15 protein-coding genes and 1 riboswitch are annotated in these 14612 nt (G+C 71.6%); of the genes, 10 read left to right on the top strand and 5 right to left on the bottom strand.

Translation table 11 applies throughout. The features are described 5' to 3' along the window. Positions 1 to 114: 114 nt before the first annotated feature. Positions 115 to 333 (top strand): DUF3263 domain-containing protein, encoded by a 219-nt coding sequence (locus J2Z30_RS26695; RefSeq protein ID WP_044581777.1) that lies wholly within the window; start codon positions 115 to 117, stop codon positions 331 to 333. A 248-nt stretch (positions 334 to 581) separates the two neighbouring features. After that, positions 582 to 1445 carry a trehalose-phosphatase gene (gene otsB, locus J2Z30_RS26700; RefSeq protein ID WP_044573600.1) on the top strand — a complete coding sequence of 288 codons (864 nt, stop codon included), beginning with the start codon at positions 582 to 584 and terminating at the stop codon, positions 1443 to 1445. Positions 1446 to 1488: 43 nt separating this feature from the next. Here otsB and J2Z30_RS26705 read toward each other — a convergent pair whose 3' ends face one another. Both J2Z30_RS26705 and J2Z30_RS26710 read right to left on the bottom strand, forming a co-directional pair. Next, positions 1489 to 2964: an alpha,alpha-trehalose-phosphate synthase (UDP-forming) gene (locus J2Z30_RS26705; RefSeq protein ID WP_044573602.1), complete on the bottom strand. Its 1476-nt coding sequence runs from the start codon at positions 2962 to 2964 to the stop codon at positions 1489 to 1491. A 164-nt stretch (positions 2965 to 3128) separates the two neighbouring features. Next, a complete protein-coding gene (locus tag J2Z30_RS26710) occupies positions 3129 to 4076 on the bottom strand; it encodes a glucosyl-3-phosphoglycerate synthase (protein ID WP_044581778.1) in 948 nt (315 codons plus the stop codon). Between the two features lie 182 nt (positions 4077 to 4258). Next, positions 4259 to 4400, top strand: a riboswitch (SAM riboswitch). A gap of 18 nt (positions 4401 to 4418) precedes the next feature. On the opposite strand from J2Z30_RS26710, the gene thrC reads away from it, so the two are divergent. The 4 genes from thrC to groL all read left to right on the top strand — a co-directional run bounded on the left by thrC (position 4419) and on the right by groL (position 8545). Beyond that, entirely contained in the window at positions 4419 to 5711 is a 1293-nt protein-coding gene (gene thrC, locus J2Z30_RS26715; RefSeq protein ID WP_044573606.1) for a threonine synthase, read from the top strand. Further along, complete coding sequence (locus J2Z30_RS26720) at positions 5708 to 5986, top strand: MoaD/ThiS family protein (protein WP_044573609.1); 279 nt, start codon at positions 5708 to 5710, stop codon at positions 5984 to 5986. Before thrC ends, J2Z30_RS26720 begins: the two co-directional genes overlap by 4 nt. 408 nt (positions 5987 to 6394) lie before the next feature. Beyond that, entirely contained in the window at positions 6395 to 6601 is a 207-nt protein-coding gene (locus tag J2Z30_RS26725; RefSeq protein ID WP_009716982.1) for a cold-shock protein, read from the top strand. 318 nt (positions 6602 to 6919) lie between these two features. Continuing rightward, entirely contained in the window at positions 6920 to 8545 is a 1626-nt protein-coding gene (gene groL / locus J2Z30_RS26730) for a chaperonin GroEL (protein ID WP_020870491.1), read from the top strand. Between the two features lie 162 nt (positions 8546 to 8707). On the opposite strand, the gene murQ is transcribed toward groL, so the two are convergent. Both murQ and J2Z30_RS26740 read right to left on the bottom strand, forming a co-directional pair. Beyond that, positions 8708 to 9640: an N-acetylmuramic acid 6-phosphate etherase gene (gene murQ / locus J2Z30_RS26735; protein WP_044573622.1), complete on the bottom strand. Its 933-nt coding sequence runs from the start codon at positions 9638 to 9640 to the stop codon at positions 8708 to 8710. A gap of 150 nt (positions 9641 to 9790) precedes the next feature. Continuing rightward, positions 9791 to 10756: a MurR/RpiR family transcriptional regulator gene (locus J2Z30_RS26740; RefSeq protein WP_044573624.1), complete on the bottom strand. Its 966-nt coding sequence runs from the start codon at positions 10754 to 10756 to the stop codon at positions 9791 to 9793. 218 nt (positions 10757 to 10974) lie between these two features. Here J2Z30_RS26740 and J2Z30_RS26745 point away from each other — a divergent pair, with 218 nt between their 5' ends. After that, a complete protein-coding gene (locus J2Z30_RS26745; protein WP_107073339.1) occupies positions 10975 to 11331 on the top strand; it encodes a DUF8819 family protein in 357 nt (118 codons plus the stop codon). Continuing rightward, complete coding sequence (locus tag J2Z30_RS26750) at positions 11331 to 11603, top strand: DUF4031 domain-containing protein (protein WP_020870495.1); 273 nt, start codon at positions 11331 to 11333, stop codon at positions 11601 to 11603. The genes J2Z30_RS26745 and J2Z30_RS26750 overlap by 1 nt, the downstream gene beginning before the upstream one ends. Positions 11604 to 11611: 8 nt before the next feature. Here J2Z30_RS26750 and J2Z30_RS26755 read toward each other — a convergent pair whose 3' ends face one another. Then, on the bottom strand, positions 11612 to 12271 hold the full coding sequence (locus J2Z30_RS26755; protein ID WP_044573639.1) for a response regulator: 660 nt from the start codon (positions 12269 to 12271) through the stop codon (positions 11612 to 11614). 356 nt (positions 12272 to 12627) lie between these two features. Between J2Z30_RS26755 and J2Z30_RS26760 the strand changes: the two genes are divergently transcribed. Beyond that, positions 12628 to 12939 carry a DUF3040 domain-containing protein gene (locus J2Z30_RS26760; RefSeq protein ID WP_044573642.1) on the top strand — a complete coding sequence of 104 codons (312 nt, stop codon included), beginning with the start codon at positions 12628 to 12630 and terminating at the stop codon, positions 12937 to 12939. Positions 12940 to 13244: 305 nt separating this feature from the next. Beyond that, positions 13245 to 14582 carry a cation:proton antiporter gene (locus J2Z30_RS26765; RefSeq protein WP_078956815.1) on the top strand — a complete coding sequence of 446 codons (1338 nt, stop codon included), beginning with the start codon at positions 13245 to 13247 and terminating at the stop codon, positions 14580 to 14582. Positions 14583 to 14612: the final 30 nt, after the last annotated feature.

A 14612-nucleotide genomic window follows, 5' to 3' on the forward strand; every position in this document is an offset into this window, starting at 1 on the left:
GACCAGGGCCCGGTCGAGGGTCAGGGCCAGGGCCCGGTCGAGGACCAGATCCAGGGGCGGGAGCGGGATCAGGATTCGGGCCCGGATCATCAGGACCCGGGCCCGGATGCCGGGCTGTCAGAGCGCGACCTGGCCGTGCTCGCCGTGGAGCGGCGCGGCTGGCCGGGCCCCGGCGCCAAGGAGCGGGCGATACGGGAGCGGTTGGGCCTCTCCCCGACCCGCTACTACCAGCTGCTGAACGCCCTGCTGGACGACCCCAGGGCCCTGGAGCACGACCCGGTGACCGTCAACCGGCTGCGCCGGGTCAGGGACGAGCGCCGCGAACGCCGCTGACGCGCGTCGTCGGCGGGACGGCCGGGCCGTTGACCCGTCGGACGGTCGTGAGACGTCCACCGGTGCGGCGGTCGCGCGGCCGTGCACGGCGGGACGCCCGCGGGGCGTATCACCGGCCGGACGCCCGCGGTGCGTATCACCGGCCGGGCGCCCGTGGGGCGTTCACCGGCCAGGCGCCCGCGCGGGGTTCACCCGGGGGACGCCCGGGGGAAGCCCGCCGTGCTGTCGGGCCCGGTAGGGTCACCGCCATGGGCAGCGCTATGGGAAGTCACCCCGTCCCCGTACCCACCACCTCCGCCGGCCGTGAGGGCCTCGCCGCCCTCCTCGAACGGCCCGGACGCGCCGTCGTCGGACTCGACTTCGACGGCACCCTCGCCGAGATCGTCCCCGACCCCGACCAGGCCCGCGCCCACCCCGGTGCCGTCCCCGCGCTCTCCCGGCTGGCCCCGCGGATCCGCTCCGCCGCGGTGATCACCGGACGCCCCGCCGAGATCGCCGTACGGTACGGCGGCTTCGCCGGGGCCGAGGGGCTGGACGGGCTCGTCGTCCTCGGCCTCTACGGCGCCGAGCGCTGGGACGCGGGCAGCGGTGAGGTCCAGGCGCCCGAACCGGACCCCGGCGTCGCCGCCGTCAAGGCCGAACTCCCCGCCGTCCTCGAGGAGCACGGCGCCTCGCGCGGCACCTGGATCGAGGACAAGGGACGCGCCGTCGCCGTCCACACCCGCCGTGCCGAGGACCCCCAGGCCACGTTCGAGCGGCTGCGCGCGCCGCTGCACGCCCTCGCCGAGCGCCATGGGCTGATCGTCGAGCCCGGCCGCTTCGTGCTGGAGCTGCGACCGCCGGGCATGGACAAGGGCGTCGCGCTCACCGAGTACGTACGGCGGACGGGCGCGGAAGCCGTGCTCTACGCGGGCGACGACCTGGGCGACCTGGCCGCGTTCGCGGCGGTGGAGCGGCTGCGCGAGGAGGGGGTGCCGGGGGTGCTGGTGTGCAGCGGCAGCACGGAGGTGACCGAGCTCGCCAAGCGGGCCGACCTGGTGGTTGAAGGCCCGGCGGGCGTGGTGGACCTGCTGTCGGCGCTGGCCGCCGCGGTCAGCGGCGAAGCCGCGTAGGGCTCGGCGGGACAGCGCCCGCTACCCCCCGGACAGCGACGGTCTACAGCGCCCGCAACTGCGCCAGGAACCATGCCTGTGGCGGTAGCGCGGTCGCCGCGGCGGCGAGCCGCTTCGTGCGGTCCGCGCGCTCGCCGTCGCTCATGCGCAGCGCCTCGTGCAGCGCGCGGGCCGTGCCCTCCACGTCGTACGGGTTCACCACCAGCGCGTCCTCGCCCAGCTCGGCGTACGCGCCCGCCTCCCGCGACAGCACCAGCGCGCAGCCCCGCTCGGAGACCACCGGGACCTCCTTGGCCACCAGGTTCATCCCGTCCCGGATGGGGTTCACCAGCGCCACGTCCGCCAGCCGGTAGGCCGCGAGGGACCGGGCGAAGTCGTCCTTCACATGCAGGGCGACGGGGGTCCAGCCCTCCGTGCCGTACTCGTCGTTGATCTCGTCCGCGATCCGCCGCACCCGCTCGGTGTAGTCGCGGTAGACCGCGAGGTCCTGACGCGAGGGGTAGGCGAAGGCGACATGCACCACGCGCTCGCGCCACTCGGGGCGGGTCTCCAGCAGCCGCCGGTAGGCCAGCAGCCCGCGCACGATGTTCTTGGACAGCTCGGTACGGTCCACCCGGACGATCGACTTCCGGCCCGGCCCGATCTGCGCCCGCAGAGTGCTCAGCCGTTCGTCCACATCGGCCTGGCGCGACCGCTCCCGCAGGAAGTCCGCGTCCGCGCCCAGGCCGTGGACGCCCAGCCGGGTCTCCCGGCCCTCGAAGCGCACGGCCGTCGCCGCCATACCGCCAGCGCCACCGTCGCCGCCACCGTCCCGGATGATCTCGGCGCCCAGCACCGCCGCGCAGCAGTCGGCGAAGGCGGTGGCCCAGCGCTCGGTGAGGAACGCGGCGCGGTCGCCGCCGAGGATGCCGCGCAGCACACCCGCCGCGACCTCGTCCGGCAGCATCCGGTAGTAGTCCGGCGGGGCCCAGGGGGTGTGGGAGAAGTGACCGATCCGCAGATCGGGGCGGCGCTCGCGGAGCATCGCGGGCACCAGCGCCAGGTGGTAGTCCTGCACCAGGACGACGGCCTCGTCCACCGCCTCCTGGGCGAGCGCGTCCGCGAAGGCCGCGTTATAGCTCTCGTAGGCCGCCCACTGCTCGGCGAACTCCGCGTCGAAGACCGGCTCGACCGGGGTCTGGTAGAGCAGGTGGTGGACGAACCACAGCACCGAATTGGCGACGCCGTTGTACGCGGCGGCGAAGACGTCCGGCGCGATGTCGAGCATCCGCACCTGCTGGCCGCCGGTGTCACCGGGGTTCAGATGGCTGTCCCCGGCCCGCCGGGCCGCCTCGCGGTCGCCCTCGCCGAGCGCCGCGCACACCCACACCCCGCCCGACTCGGGGCCGATCGCGCTGAGCCCGGAGACCAGCCCGCCACCGCCGCGCCGGGCGGTGAGCGAGCCGTCCTCGCCCAGGGTGTACGAGACCGGGCCGCGGTTGGACGCGACCAGGATCGGGGCGGTGCGCGGAACTGCCATGTCGCGAGCCTAGCCAGGCGCGGCCCCGCGCAAACGTACGTACGGTTTCTTGCCCCGTAGGTGCTATTCCGGGGCCAGCCACGTAAGCGCCGAGCCGCAGCCCGGCGGCATTACCGCGTCGCGCCGCGCCATGCCGTGCGTCGTGCCACGCGCCACGCCGTGCGTCACGCCGCGCGTCGCGCCGTGTACTCCGGGATCTCGACCATCGGCGGCCGCTCCTCGGTGTCCACGGCCGTGGTGCGCGGCTCGAAGCCGTTCTCGCCCCGGTCGAACTGGGTCAGCCGCGGCCGCACCAAGTGGCCCCGGGCCAGTCGCAGCTGTGCGGTGCGGTAGATCGCGGCCGCCATCCGGCCGAGCGCCTGCCCGTCCTGGTGGCGGTGTTTGCGCACCCCGATGTCCACCTGGCCGAGCGCGTCGAGCCCCACCGTGTGCAGCGCGTCGACCAGCAGCCCGAGCTCGACGCCGTAGCCGACCGGGAAGGGCAGCCGTTCCAGCAGCGAGCGGCGCGCCGCGTACTCCCCGCCCAGCGGCTGGACGAATCCGGCCAGCTGGGGCCAGTGCAGATTCAGCAGCGGGCGGGCGACCAGCTCGGTGACCCGGCCGCCCTGGCCCGCCACCTCGCCGAGCGGGCGGTCGTACATGCCCTTGACCAGCTCCAGCGTGGGGTCGGTCAGCAGCGGACCGACGATCCCCGAGACAAAGCGCGGTTCGAATTCCCGCAGGTCGGCGTCGATGAAGCAGACGATGTCGCCGCTCGTGGCGAGCAGGGACCGCCACAGCACCTCGCCCTTGCCGGGCAGCGCGGGCAGCCGGGGCAGCAGCGAGTCGCGGGGGACGACGGTGGCGCCCGCCGCCGCGGCGACCTCGGCGGTGCGGTCCGTGGAGCCGGAGTCCACCACCACCAGCTCGTCCACCAGCGGCATCGCCTCGCCCATCAGCTCACGCCGGATCGTGTCGGCGATCTCGCCGACCGTGGCCTCCTCGTTCAGGGCGGGCAGGACCACGCTCACCGTCGTCCCCGCGGCCCGCTTCGCGGCCAGCAGGCGATCCAGCGGACGGTCGTCGGCAGACCAGGAGCGACGCTTCAGCCAGCGCTCCACCTCATCCAGCACCTGTGTGTCTCCCCTGCTGTGATCCATCTCGCGCATCGGACGGCTACCTCAACCATCCGGGCCTTCGGTTACAGTCTTGAACAACGCACATGGCCGTCGTATGTCGGGGTCGACCTCGGTGTTTACCGACGTACCGACGAGGCCCGTGCCGACAAACGCCCCGGGTCCGCCCGGTGCCATACCGCTCATCCAGAGGGGCAGAGGGAACGGCCCGTTGAAGCCCCGGCAACCCTCCAGCTGATCTCGCATTCCGCAGCGAGGCTCCCAGCTCGGGAAGGTGCCAATTCCGTCTCGTGGCGAAATGCGTCGCGAGGAAGATGAGGAGAAAGGGCCTCGCCATCCATGGCCGTGCAGTCAGTAGAAAGCTCAACCACTCCCTCCGCCTCCGGTGCCTTCGGCCCCGCCGTCGCATTGTCCTGCCGGGAGTGCGGTGAGCGGTTCGAACTGGGTCCGATCTTCGCGTGCGAGGCCTGTTTCGGGCCCCTCGAGGTCGCGTACGAGCTCCCGGCCGGCGACCCGGAGGGGCTGCGCCGGCGGATCGAGACCGGCCCGAACAGCATCTGGCGCTACGCCCCGCTGCTGCCCGTCCCGGCGGACGTGGCGGAGCTGCCGAGCCTGAACCCCGGCTTCACCCAGCTGGTCAAGGCCGACAATCTCGCCCGTGAGCTCGGCGTCACCGGTGAGCTGCACATCAAGGACGACTCCGGGAACCCGACCCACTCCTTCAAGGACCGGGTCGTCGCGATCGCCGTCCAGGCCGCCCGCACCTTCGGCTTCACCACCCTCTCCTGCTCCTCCACCGGCAACCTCGCCGGCGCGGTGGGCGCCGCGGCCGCCCGCGCGGGCTTCCGCTCCTGCGTCTTCATCCCGCACGACCTGGAGGCGGGCAAGGTCGTCATGGCCGCGGTCTACGGCGGTGAGCTGGTCGGCATCGAGGGCAACTACGACGACGTCAACCGCTTCTGCAGCGAGCTGATCGGTGACCCGGCGGGCGAGGGCTGGGGCTTCGTCAACGTCAATCTGCGGCCGTACTACGGCGAGGGCTCCAAGACCCTGGCGTACGAGATCTGCGAGCAGCTCGGCTGGCGGCTGCCGGACCAGATCGTCGTCCCGATCGCCTCCGGCTCCCAGCTCACCAAGATCGACAAGGGGCTGAAGGAGCTGATCGCGATCGGTCTGGTCGAGGACCGGCCCTACAAGATCTTCGGCGCCCAGGCCGAGGGCTGCTCCCCGGTCTCCGCCGCCTTCAAGGCCGGCCATGACGTCGTCCGGCCGCAGAAGCCGCGGACCATCGCCAAGTCGCTGGCCATCGGCAACCCCGCGGACGGCCCGTACGTCCTGGACATCGCCCGCCGTACGGGCGGCGCGGTGGAGGACGTGAACGACGAGCAGATCGTCGACGCCATCAAGCTGCTGGCCCGCACCGAGGGGATCTTCGCGGAGACCGCGGGCGGCGTGACCGTCGGCGTGACCAAGAAGCTGATCGAGGACGGTCTGCTCGACCCGTCCCTGACGACCGTCGTGCTCAACACCGGCGACGGCCTCAAGACCCTCGACGCGGTGGCCCCCACCACGGGTCCCTCCGCCATCATCCGCCCCACCCTTGACTCGTTCCGAGAGGCTGGACTCGCATGAGCGTCAACGTCCGAATCCCGACCATCCTGCGCACCTACACCGGCGGCCAGGCCGAGGTCTCCGCCGACGGCGCGACCCTGGCCGAGGTCCTGGCGGACCTGGAGAAGAACCACGCGGGCATCTCGGCCCGCGTCCTGGACGACACCGGCAAGCTCCGCCGCTTCGTGAACGTCTACGTCAACGACGACGACGTCCGCTTCGCCGACGGCCTGGCCACGGCGACCCCGGACGGCGCCGGGATCTCGATCATCCCGGCGGTCGCGGGCGGCTGCTGACCCCGCGTCCCCCTCCTCACCTTTGGCATCGCCCCGTCCGGGGACAACCGGACGGGGCGATTCCGTCTGTGGAATCGCGATACAGTTGCCCGGATTCCCCGACGGCTCCGGGGTCGGAGCCACATATGAGAACTCGTCAAGTTGTGCGTAAAGTGTGAGCGCGAATTGTCGGGTTGGTTCCTTATGTCCGGCCCGGCTTGCCCGAACTTCACATAATTTCTCACTTTTAACCGTTCGGCCGTGCCCAGAATTCTCGTCCGATTGACCTGTTGCAGAGGGCGTTGGGACGGATACATTCAGCGGCGGTCGACGCGTTCCGGCGCACACCCCCCACATCCGGGGGGTGAGGTCTGACCCGGGTCCGCGGAGTGCGGTCCTGCGCAAGGGCCAGCAATAGGGGAGTTAGGAATGGCTCAGGGCACCGTCAAGTGGTTCAACGCGGAGAAGGGGTACGGCTTCATCGCGGTCGACGGTGGTGCGGACGTGTTCGTCCACTACAGCGCGATCCAGATGGACGGGTACCGCACCCTCGAGGAAGGCCAGCGGGTCGAGTTCGAGATCTCGCAGGGTCAGAAGGGCCCGCAGGCCGACATGGTCCGCGTGGCCGTAGGCTGACGCGCCGACGCGACGCAGCTGAAACGAACAAGTCCGTAGGGTCCGTGTCCCGAACAGGGTACGGGCCCTTCGGCGTGTCCGCGCTGATCATCACGGGGTTGGCGCGAGGGGCGCATGCGTGCAATGCCGCTTGCACTCACCAGGTCCGAGTGCTAATCATTGGCGTTAGCACTCTGACGTTGAGAGTGACAGAAGGACCGGGTCGGTGAGGCCCGCCAGGCCATGCGGGGCAAGGAACCGCACGGCAGGCAGGCCGTCCGTCGCGGGCGCCAGCGCGGTCCGGAGCAATCCACCCCGTCTCTGGGAGGACCACTTCACATGGCCAAGATCATCGCGTTCGACGAGGAGGCGCGGCGCGGCCTCGAGCGCGGGATGAACCAGCTCGCCGACGCCGTCAAGGTCACCCTCGGCCCCAAGGGCCGCAACGTCGTCCTCGAGAAGAAGTGGGGCGCCCCCACGATCACCAACGATGGTGTGTCCATCGCCAAGGAGATCGAGCTCGAGGACGCGTACGAGAAGATCGGCGCCGAGCTGGTCAAGGAGGTCGCGAAGAAGACGGACGACGTCGCCGGTGACGGCACGACGACCGCGACCGTCCTTGCCCAGGCGCTGGTCAAGGAGGGCCTCCGCAACGTAGCCGCGGGTGCCAACCCGATGGCGCTCAAGCGCGGTATCGAGAAGGCCGTCGAGGCCGTCTCCGCCCAGCTGCTCGAGCAGGCCAAGGACGTGGAGACCAAGGAGCAGATCGCCTCCACCGCCTCCATCTCCGCCGCCGACACCCAGATCGGCGAGCTCATCGCCGAGGCGATGGACAAGGTCGGCAAGGAAGGCGTCATCACCGTCGAGGAGTCGCAGACCTTCGGGCTCGAGCTCGAGCTCACCGAGGGCATGCGCTTCGACAAGGGCTACATCTCCCCGTACTTCGCGACGGACATGGAGCGTATGGAGGCGTCGCTCGACGACCCGTACATCCTGATCGTCAACTCCAAGATCAGCAGCGTGAAGGACCTCCTCCCGCTGCTCGAGAAGGTCATGCAGTCGGGTAAGCCGCTGCTGATCATCGCCGAGGACGTCGAGGGCGAGGCCCTGGCGACCCTGGTCGTCAACAAGATCCGTGGCACCTTCAAGTCCGTCGCCGTCAAGGCCCCGGGCTTCGGTGACCGCCGTAAGGCCATGCTCGGTGACATCGCCATCCTTACCGGTGGCACCGTCATCTCCGAGGAGGTCGGCCTCAAGCTGGAGAACGCCGGTCTCGACCTGCTCGGCCGTGCCCGCAAGATCACGGTCACCAAGGACGAGACCACGATCGTGGACGGCGCCGGCGACACCGAGCAGGTGCAGGGCCGCGTCAACCAGATCCGCGCCGAGATCGAGTCCTCGGACTCGGACTACGACCGCGAGAAGCTCCAGGAGCGCCTGGCGAAGCTGGCCGGCGGCGTGGCCGTCATCAAGGCCGGTGCCGCCACCGAGGTCGAGCTCAAGGAGCGCAAGCACCGCATCGAGGACGCGGTGCGCAACGCCAAGGCCGCCGTCGAGGAGGGCATCGTCGCCGGTGGTGGCGTGGCCCTGCTCCAGACCGTCTCGGTCTTCGAGAAGCTGGAGCTCGAGGGCGACGAGGCCACCGGTGCCCAGGCCGTGCGCCTGGCCCTGGAGGCCCCGCTGAAGCAGATCGCGGTCAACGCCGGTCTCGAGGGCGGCGTCGTGGTCGAGAAGGTGCGCAACCTGACCCCGGGTCACGGCCTCAACGCCGCGACCGGTGAGTACGTGGACCTGATCGCCGAGGGCATCATCGACCCGGCCAAGGTCACGCGCTCCGCGCTGCAGAACGCCGCGTCGATCGCCGCGCTGTTCCTCACCACCGAGGCCGTCATCGCCGACAAGCCGGAGAAGGCCGCCCCGGCGGGCGCTCCGGGCGGCATGCCGGGCGGTGACATGGACTTCTGATCGACTCGGCGCGTTCCTTCGCCGGTCGGTCGTACCGTCCAAACGTCGGGGCGGCACCCTCTCCCAGGGGTGCCGCCCCGACGGCGTATCCGGGGCTGCGGGGCTGTGTGGATGCGCGGTTGTGCGCATGCGGGGCCCAGTCCCGGGCTCCCAGTCCCGGGCTCACCCCGTGGCCGCCTCCAGGGCGGTGCGCAGATGGCCGTGTGCCTCGGCGAGGAGCTTCTCGGCGGTCGGTGCGTCCACCTCGCCCAGGATGGTGAGGATCGCGTTCTTCACCTCGCCGTCCGTGGCCGCCAGCGCGCTCTCGATCCGCTCGTCGGAGGCGCCGGTCGCCAGGAAGACGATCCTCCGCGAACGGGCCCGCAGCTTGTCGTTGGAGGCGCGCACATCGACCATCAGATTCCCGAACGTCTTGCCCAGCCGGATCATGGTGATGGTCGAGATCATGTTGAGCACCAGCTTCTGGGCCGTGCCCGCCTTCAGCCGGGTGGAGCCGGTGAGCAGCTCCGGCCCAACGACGATCTCGATGCCGTGGTCGGCCGCGGCGGCGAGCGCCGACCCGGCGTTGCAGGACAGCCCGACGGTGAGCGCGCCGCGCCGCCGGGCGTGCTCGACCGCGCCCACGGCGTACGGGGTGCGGCCGGAGGCCGAGACGCCGACCACGGTGTCGTCGGGCCCGATCCCGAGCCGGTCGAGGTCCCGGGCGGCCAGCTCCGCGCTGTCCTCCGCGCCCTCGACCGAGGTCACCACGGCGTCCGGGCCGCCCGCGATCACCCCGACTACCTGCTCGGGCCGGGTGTTGAAGGTGGGCGGGCACTCGCTCGCGTCGAGCACCCCGAGCCGTCCGGCGGTGCCCGCGCCCGTATAGAGGAGGCGGCCGCCACGGGACATCCGCACGGCGATGGCGTCGATGGCGGCGGCGATGCGGGGGAGCTGACCGGCGACGGCGGTGGGGACGGCGGCGTCCTCCGCGTTCATGATCCGGGCGATCTCGAGGGTTTCGAGCCGGTCGATCTTGGCGAGTTCGGGGCGGAAGGCCTCGGTGGTCAGGGTGTCGAGCTGGGCGCGGAGCCGTGCGGAGTCGGCGGTAGTCATGGCGAAGCGGCTCTTTCCGGTACGTCAGCGTGAGGGTGGGGGTGGGGGTGACGGTGACGGTGACTTGGAAGGGCAGCCACCGGGCGGAACAGCGACCGGTATCGGGGGTGGGAGCGCGAGGGCGGGGCCGTCGGGCGGGACCGGTCGGGCTCAGCGGTGCCCGGGACGCGGATCGTGGCGGTGCGCGAGCGCCTCGTACGATGCGGAGAGCGCGGGCGCCGCCGATTCGTACGTCCGCTGGGCGACCCCTATGAACAGGCAGTCCACCACCAGCAGCTGGCTGGTCCGGCTGGACATGGCCGCCGGGCGCAGCTCGCTCTCGCGGGCCGTGGAGGTGGTGAGCACCAGGTCCGCGTACTGCGCGACCTCGCCGTTCGGCCGCCCCGTGATCGCGACGGTGGTCGCCCCGCGCTCGAAGGCCACCCGCAGCGGTTCGATGACGTCCGTCGTGCGCCCGGAGTGGGTGATCGCGATGGCGACGTCGCCGGAGTGCAGCTGGACCGCGTTGGTGACCGCGAGGTGCGGATCGGCGTGGGCGTGGGCTATCAGCCCGATGCGCAGCAGCTTCTGGACCAGGTCCTGGCCGACCAGGCTGGACGCCCCGACCCCGTACACATCGATCCGGCGGGCGGTGGCCAGCGCCGAGACGGCCGCCTCGACCTGGCTGGTGTCCAGCCCGGCGGCGGTGTCGGCCAGACACTGCTGCTCCTCCCGCGCCAGCTTGGTGACCACGTCGGCGATCGGATCGTCCACCGCGATGTCCGCGGTGACGGCCGGGGCCCGGCCGGCGGCCTGCTGAGCGGCGAGCGCGGCGAGCGCGAGGCGCAGATCCCGGTATCCGGGGTAGCCGAGCAGCCGGGAGGTGCGGACGACGGTGGCCTCACTGGTGCCGGTCCGCTCGGCGAGCCCGGTGACGGTGAGCGCCGCGCAACCGGCCGGATCGCCCGCCACGGCTTCGGCGACGCGGTGCATGGAGCGGGTCATGGAGGGGGCTAACGTGCGGACCTTGGCGGCGAGGGCGGCCGGGGCAGGTGGGGCGGGCGGGACGGGGGGAATGGGTGGTGTGGAGTCGGGCTGCGGAGGAGGCATGAAAGTTTCCTTCAGATCGCTACTCACCAGCGAAAACTATTTCCGGCCACGATGCCCGTCAACCCTCCGGACCATGGCGCGGCGGGTCGGCGAGCGGGCGCGGTGCGAGCCGGGACGGACGAACAGGCGCGGGGGGAGTCCGGGCTGTGGCTGTGGCTGTGGCTGTGGCCGAGACCGAGACCGTGGGCGAGACGGTGGACGAAACGAACAGGCGCCGGGAGGAAGCTAAGGTGACAATGGGACCCATGAAGCTCGAACAGGCACTGCACGCGGCCCGCGCCCTCGTCCTGGCCGACCTCGCGGCGGGGGAGGTCGCCCGCGCCGACATCGTCTCGCTGGTCGAAGACGCGATCGCGCACCGGCGGTGGTGGGTCGAGCAGTGGCCGGAAGGCGTCGCGTACGTGGCGGGTCTGGTCGCCCAGGACGTCCAGGACGCCCTGCTGGAACGGTATGGCCGCTGGCCGCTGTGCCCCGTCTGCACCCAGGGCGGCGACCTCCATGCCCTCGACGTGGAGCCCGAGTTGGGCCCCGACCCGCGCTGGGTCTGCGGCAAGACGGCGGTCGCGGTGGCGCCCGTGGGATCGCTGGGCACCACCCTCTGATGGCCGTCCTGATCGACCCGCCCTCGTGGCCGGGCCACGGCCGCCTGTGGTCCCACCTCGTCAGCGATGTCTCCTACGCCGAACTCCACGCCTTCGCCGCCCGCATCGGCGCCCCGCGCCGAGGCTTCGACCGCGACCACTACGACGTGCCGAGCGAGCTGTACGCGAAGGCCGTAGGGGCGGGCGCGGAGGAGGTCGGCAGCAAGGAACTCCTCCGCCGCCTCAAGGCCGCGGGCCTCCGCCGCCCCAAGCGGGCCGCGGGCGCGGAGTGATACGGCTCCTACGGTTCGATCAAGCCGACGCGGATGGCGTAACGGGCCAGCTCCAGCCGGTCCTTCAGGCCGAGTTTGCGCAGCAGGTTGGCGCGGTGGCGCTCGACGGTCTTGACGCTGATGACGAGCAGCTCGGCGATCTGCTGTGAACTGTGCCCCTCGGCGACCAGCTTGAGGATCTCCTCCTCACGGCTGGTGATGGGACGTCCGGGGATGCCCTCGCCCTCCTGGAGACGGCCCAGGTAGCTGTGGATGAGCGCGTTGACGGCGCCGGGATAGAGGAAGGGCTCGCCGCGCATGGTGGCGCGGCAGGCTTCGACCAGGTCGCGGTCGGCGACGGACTTCAGGACGTAGCCGGAGGCGCCTGCCGCCAGCGCCTCGAAGAAGTACTGCTCGTTGTCGTACATGGTCAGAATGAGGATGCGCGTCTCCGGTTGGCTGCGAGCCAGTTCCCGGGCGGCCTGGAGACCGGTCAGGCGGGGCATGGCGATGTCGAGGATCGCCAGGTCCGGCCGGTGGGCGCGGGCGGCCTCGATGGCTTCGGCGCCGTCTCCGGCCTCGGCGACGACGGTGAGGTCGGGTTCGCCTTCGAGGATGAGTCGGACTCCGCGGCGGACCAGAGCGTGGTCGTCGGCGAGGAGGATGCGGGTTTCGGTCGCCTCGGGCATGGTCACTGGCTCCGACGGGTGACGGGTGACGGGGGCGGGGACGGAGACGGAGACGGTCAGGCGTACGTCGATGCCGCCTCCCGGAGCGGACCCGAGGGCGAGTTCGGCTCCGATGAGCAGGGCTCGTTCGCTTCTTCTCTCTTTCTCTATCACTCGCGCCCGTTGTCCCGGCCGGAGGAAGGGGCGGGGGCGGACAGGTGTCGGGATACGGGCCGGGCCGCAACGGATGTCGGGATGGTGCCGGGATGGGGGTCGTCCACCGGCGGACATGGGTGTCGGCACCGATGGTGGGGCGCACGGCCACCATGTGACCGTGGCAGTGACGCCGTGCAGGCCGGTCCGTGGGAGGAGCAGCGATGGCACAGCCCGGAGACACCCAGCTGCGTGAGCTCGAGGAGCGGATGGCCCGGAGTGACCCGCGTTTCGCCCGTGGCCTGGGGGAGGGGCGGCCCTGTCGGCCATGGGAGTACCGGCATGGACCGGCGTGGGCGCTGCTCGCTGTCTCACTGACGATGCAGGTGGTCGGCATGCTGCTGCCGCAGGGCCTGCTCCTCGCGGCGGGCCTGGTGGTGGCGGGTATGGCGGCGCACCTGTTCGTATCCCCGCGCGGACGCAGGTCCGGCCGGCGCCGGCCCCGGCTGCCGGTTCCTCCGGCGCGGCGCGAGTGAGCCGGGGCCGAGGCACGGATGAGCCCGAGCCGAAGGGAACCCAAGCTCACGCTGAAGGACGGCTGAGCCCGCATCGCGGCACGTCGCGCCCGGGTCGTAGCGGGACCAAGGCCGAGCTGAAGGGCGACTTGCCTTGGCAAGGGACGGCTTCCCCTGGACGAAGGAGGACGTATCCACCCCGTACGCGTACGGGTACGCGTACGCCGCGACGTCGCGACGGCGACACCCGGCTCGGTTCCCGCTGACGAACCTGACGGACCCGACGAAGACAACGAAGGCGATGAAGCCGACGAAGGTGGTGACCCGTGGGACATGCCGACACCCTGCTCGCTCTGGGCGGCGCCTTCCTCGCCGCTGCTGTCCTCGCCCGCCTCGGCAGCCGGATCGGGCTTCCGACCATCCCGCTGTTCATGCTCGCCGGGATCCTTCTGGGTCCCCACACCCCGGGCCTGGTCCTGGTCGAGGATGCGCGCGACTTCGAGATGCTCTCCGCCCTCGGGCTGGTGCTGCTCCTGTTCTACCTGGGTCTGGAGTTCCACCTCGACGATCTCCGGAGCGGCGGTCGGCGCCTGCTGGCCGCGGGCGGTATCTACCTGCTGCTGAATGTCGGCGCGGGCCTCGGGTTCGGGTTCGCCCTTGGCTGGGGCGCCAGGGAGGCCCTGGTGCTCGCGGGTGTCCTGGGCATCTCGTCCTCCGCGATCGTCACCAAGATCTTGATCGACCTGGGCCGTATCGCCCACCCGGAGACGCGTCTGATCCTGGGCGTCATCGTGGTGGAGGACATCTTCCTCGCGCTCTACCTCGCCGCACTCCAGCCCGTCATCAGCGCTGCCCAGGGCATCCAGGAGACGGTTCTGCAGGCGGGCAAGGCATTCGGATTCCTGCTGGTGCTGGCGGCCGCGGCCCGCTACGGCACTCGGCTGATCGGACGTCTGATCGCGGTCCGCGACAACGAACTGCTGGTCATCAGCTTCCTCGGCACCGCGGTCCTCGTGGCCGGAGTCTCCGAAGTCCTCGGAGTCGCCGATGCCATCGGCGCCTTCATGGCCGGGCTGATCCTGGCGGGTACCCCCTCCGGACCGCGGATCCGCGAACTGGTGCACCCGCTGCGCGACGCCTTCGCGGCCATCTTCTTCTTCGCCTTCGGACTGGCCATCGACCCCGGCGACATCGCGTCCGTCGCCGCTCCGGTGGCCGCAGCCGCGGCGCTGACCATCGTCATGAACGTGATCGCCGGATTGCTCGTGGCGCGCCTCTACCACTACGGTCCCGAGCCCGCCGCGGACATCGCCACCACGCTTCTGGCGCGCGGGGAGTTCGCCCTGATCCTGGCCGCCATGGCGACCAGCGCCGGACTCGATGCCAGGCTGGCGCCGTTCATCGCCGGTTACGTCCTGGTCCTCGCCGTCCTCGGCCCCGTCGTCGCCGGGCGCGCGCACATGCTGGCCCGCGGGTTGCGGTCGGCGCGCGCGGCCCTGCCCGGCGGGCGACCGGAGCCCGCCCCCGATGCCCCCGCCCCGGCACCGGCACCGGACTCGCCCGGTGCCACCGGCCCTCGGGCTCCCGGTGCCGGAGCACGGTCGGTCTCATCCGCACCGGGGCCGTCCCCACCCGTGTCATCCGCGCGGGAAGCGGAGCGGTGACACCGGGCCCGCCCGGCCGGGCCCCGGCGG

The organism is Streptomyces iranensis, assembly GCF_017874715.1.
GTDB lineage: Bacteria > Actinomycetota > Actinomycetes > Streptomycetales > Streptomycetaceae > Streptomyces > Streptomyces iranensis.

Coding starts and splice junctions, on each gene's coding strand:
- otsB (WP_044573600.1), top strand. CDS start 582: ATGGGCAGCGCTATGGGAAGTCACCCCGTCCCCGTACCCACCACCTCC.
- J2Z30_RS26705 (WP_044573602.1), bottom strand. CDS start 2,964: ATGGCAGTTCCGCGCACCGCCCCGATCCTGGTCGCGTCCAACCGCGGC.
- thrC (WP_044573606.1), top strand. CDS start 4,419: ATGGCCGTGCAGTCAGTAGAAAGCTCAACCACTCCCTCCGCCTCCGGT.
- J2Z30_RS26720 (WP_044573609.1), top strand. CDS start 5,708: ATGAGCGTCAACGTCCGAATCCCGACCATCCTGCGCACCTACACCGGC.
- J2Z30_RS26725 (WP_009716982.1), top strand. CDS start 6,395: ATGGCTCAGGGCACCGTCAAGTGGTTCAACGCGGAGAAGGGGTACGGC.
- groL (WP_020870491.1), top strand. CDS start 6,920: ATGGCCAAGATCATCGCGTTCGACGAGGAGGCGCGGCGCGGCCTCGAG.
- murQ (WP_044573622.1), bottom strand. CDS start 9,640: ATGACTACCGCCGACTCCGCACGGCTCCGCGCCCAGCTCGACACCCTG.
- J2Z30_RS26745 (WP_107073339.1), top strand. CDS start 10,975: ATGAAGCTCGAACAGGCACTGCACGCGGCCCGCGCCCTCGTCCTGGCC.
- J2Z30_RS26750 (WP_020870495.1), top strand. CDS start 11,331: ATGGCCGTCCTGATCGACCCGCCCTCGTGGCCGGGCCACGGCCGCCTG.
- J2Z30_RS26755 (WP_044573639.1), bottom strand. CDS start 12,271: ATGCCCGAGGCGACCGAAACCCGCATCCTCCTCGCCGACGACCACGCT.
- J2Z30_RS26760 (WP_044573642.1), top strand. CDS start 12,628: ATGGCACAGCCCGGAGACACCCAGCTGCGTGAGCTCGAGGAGCGGATG.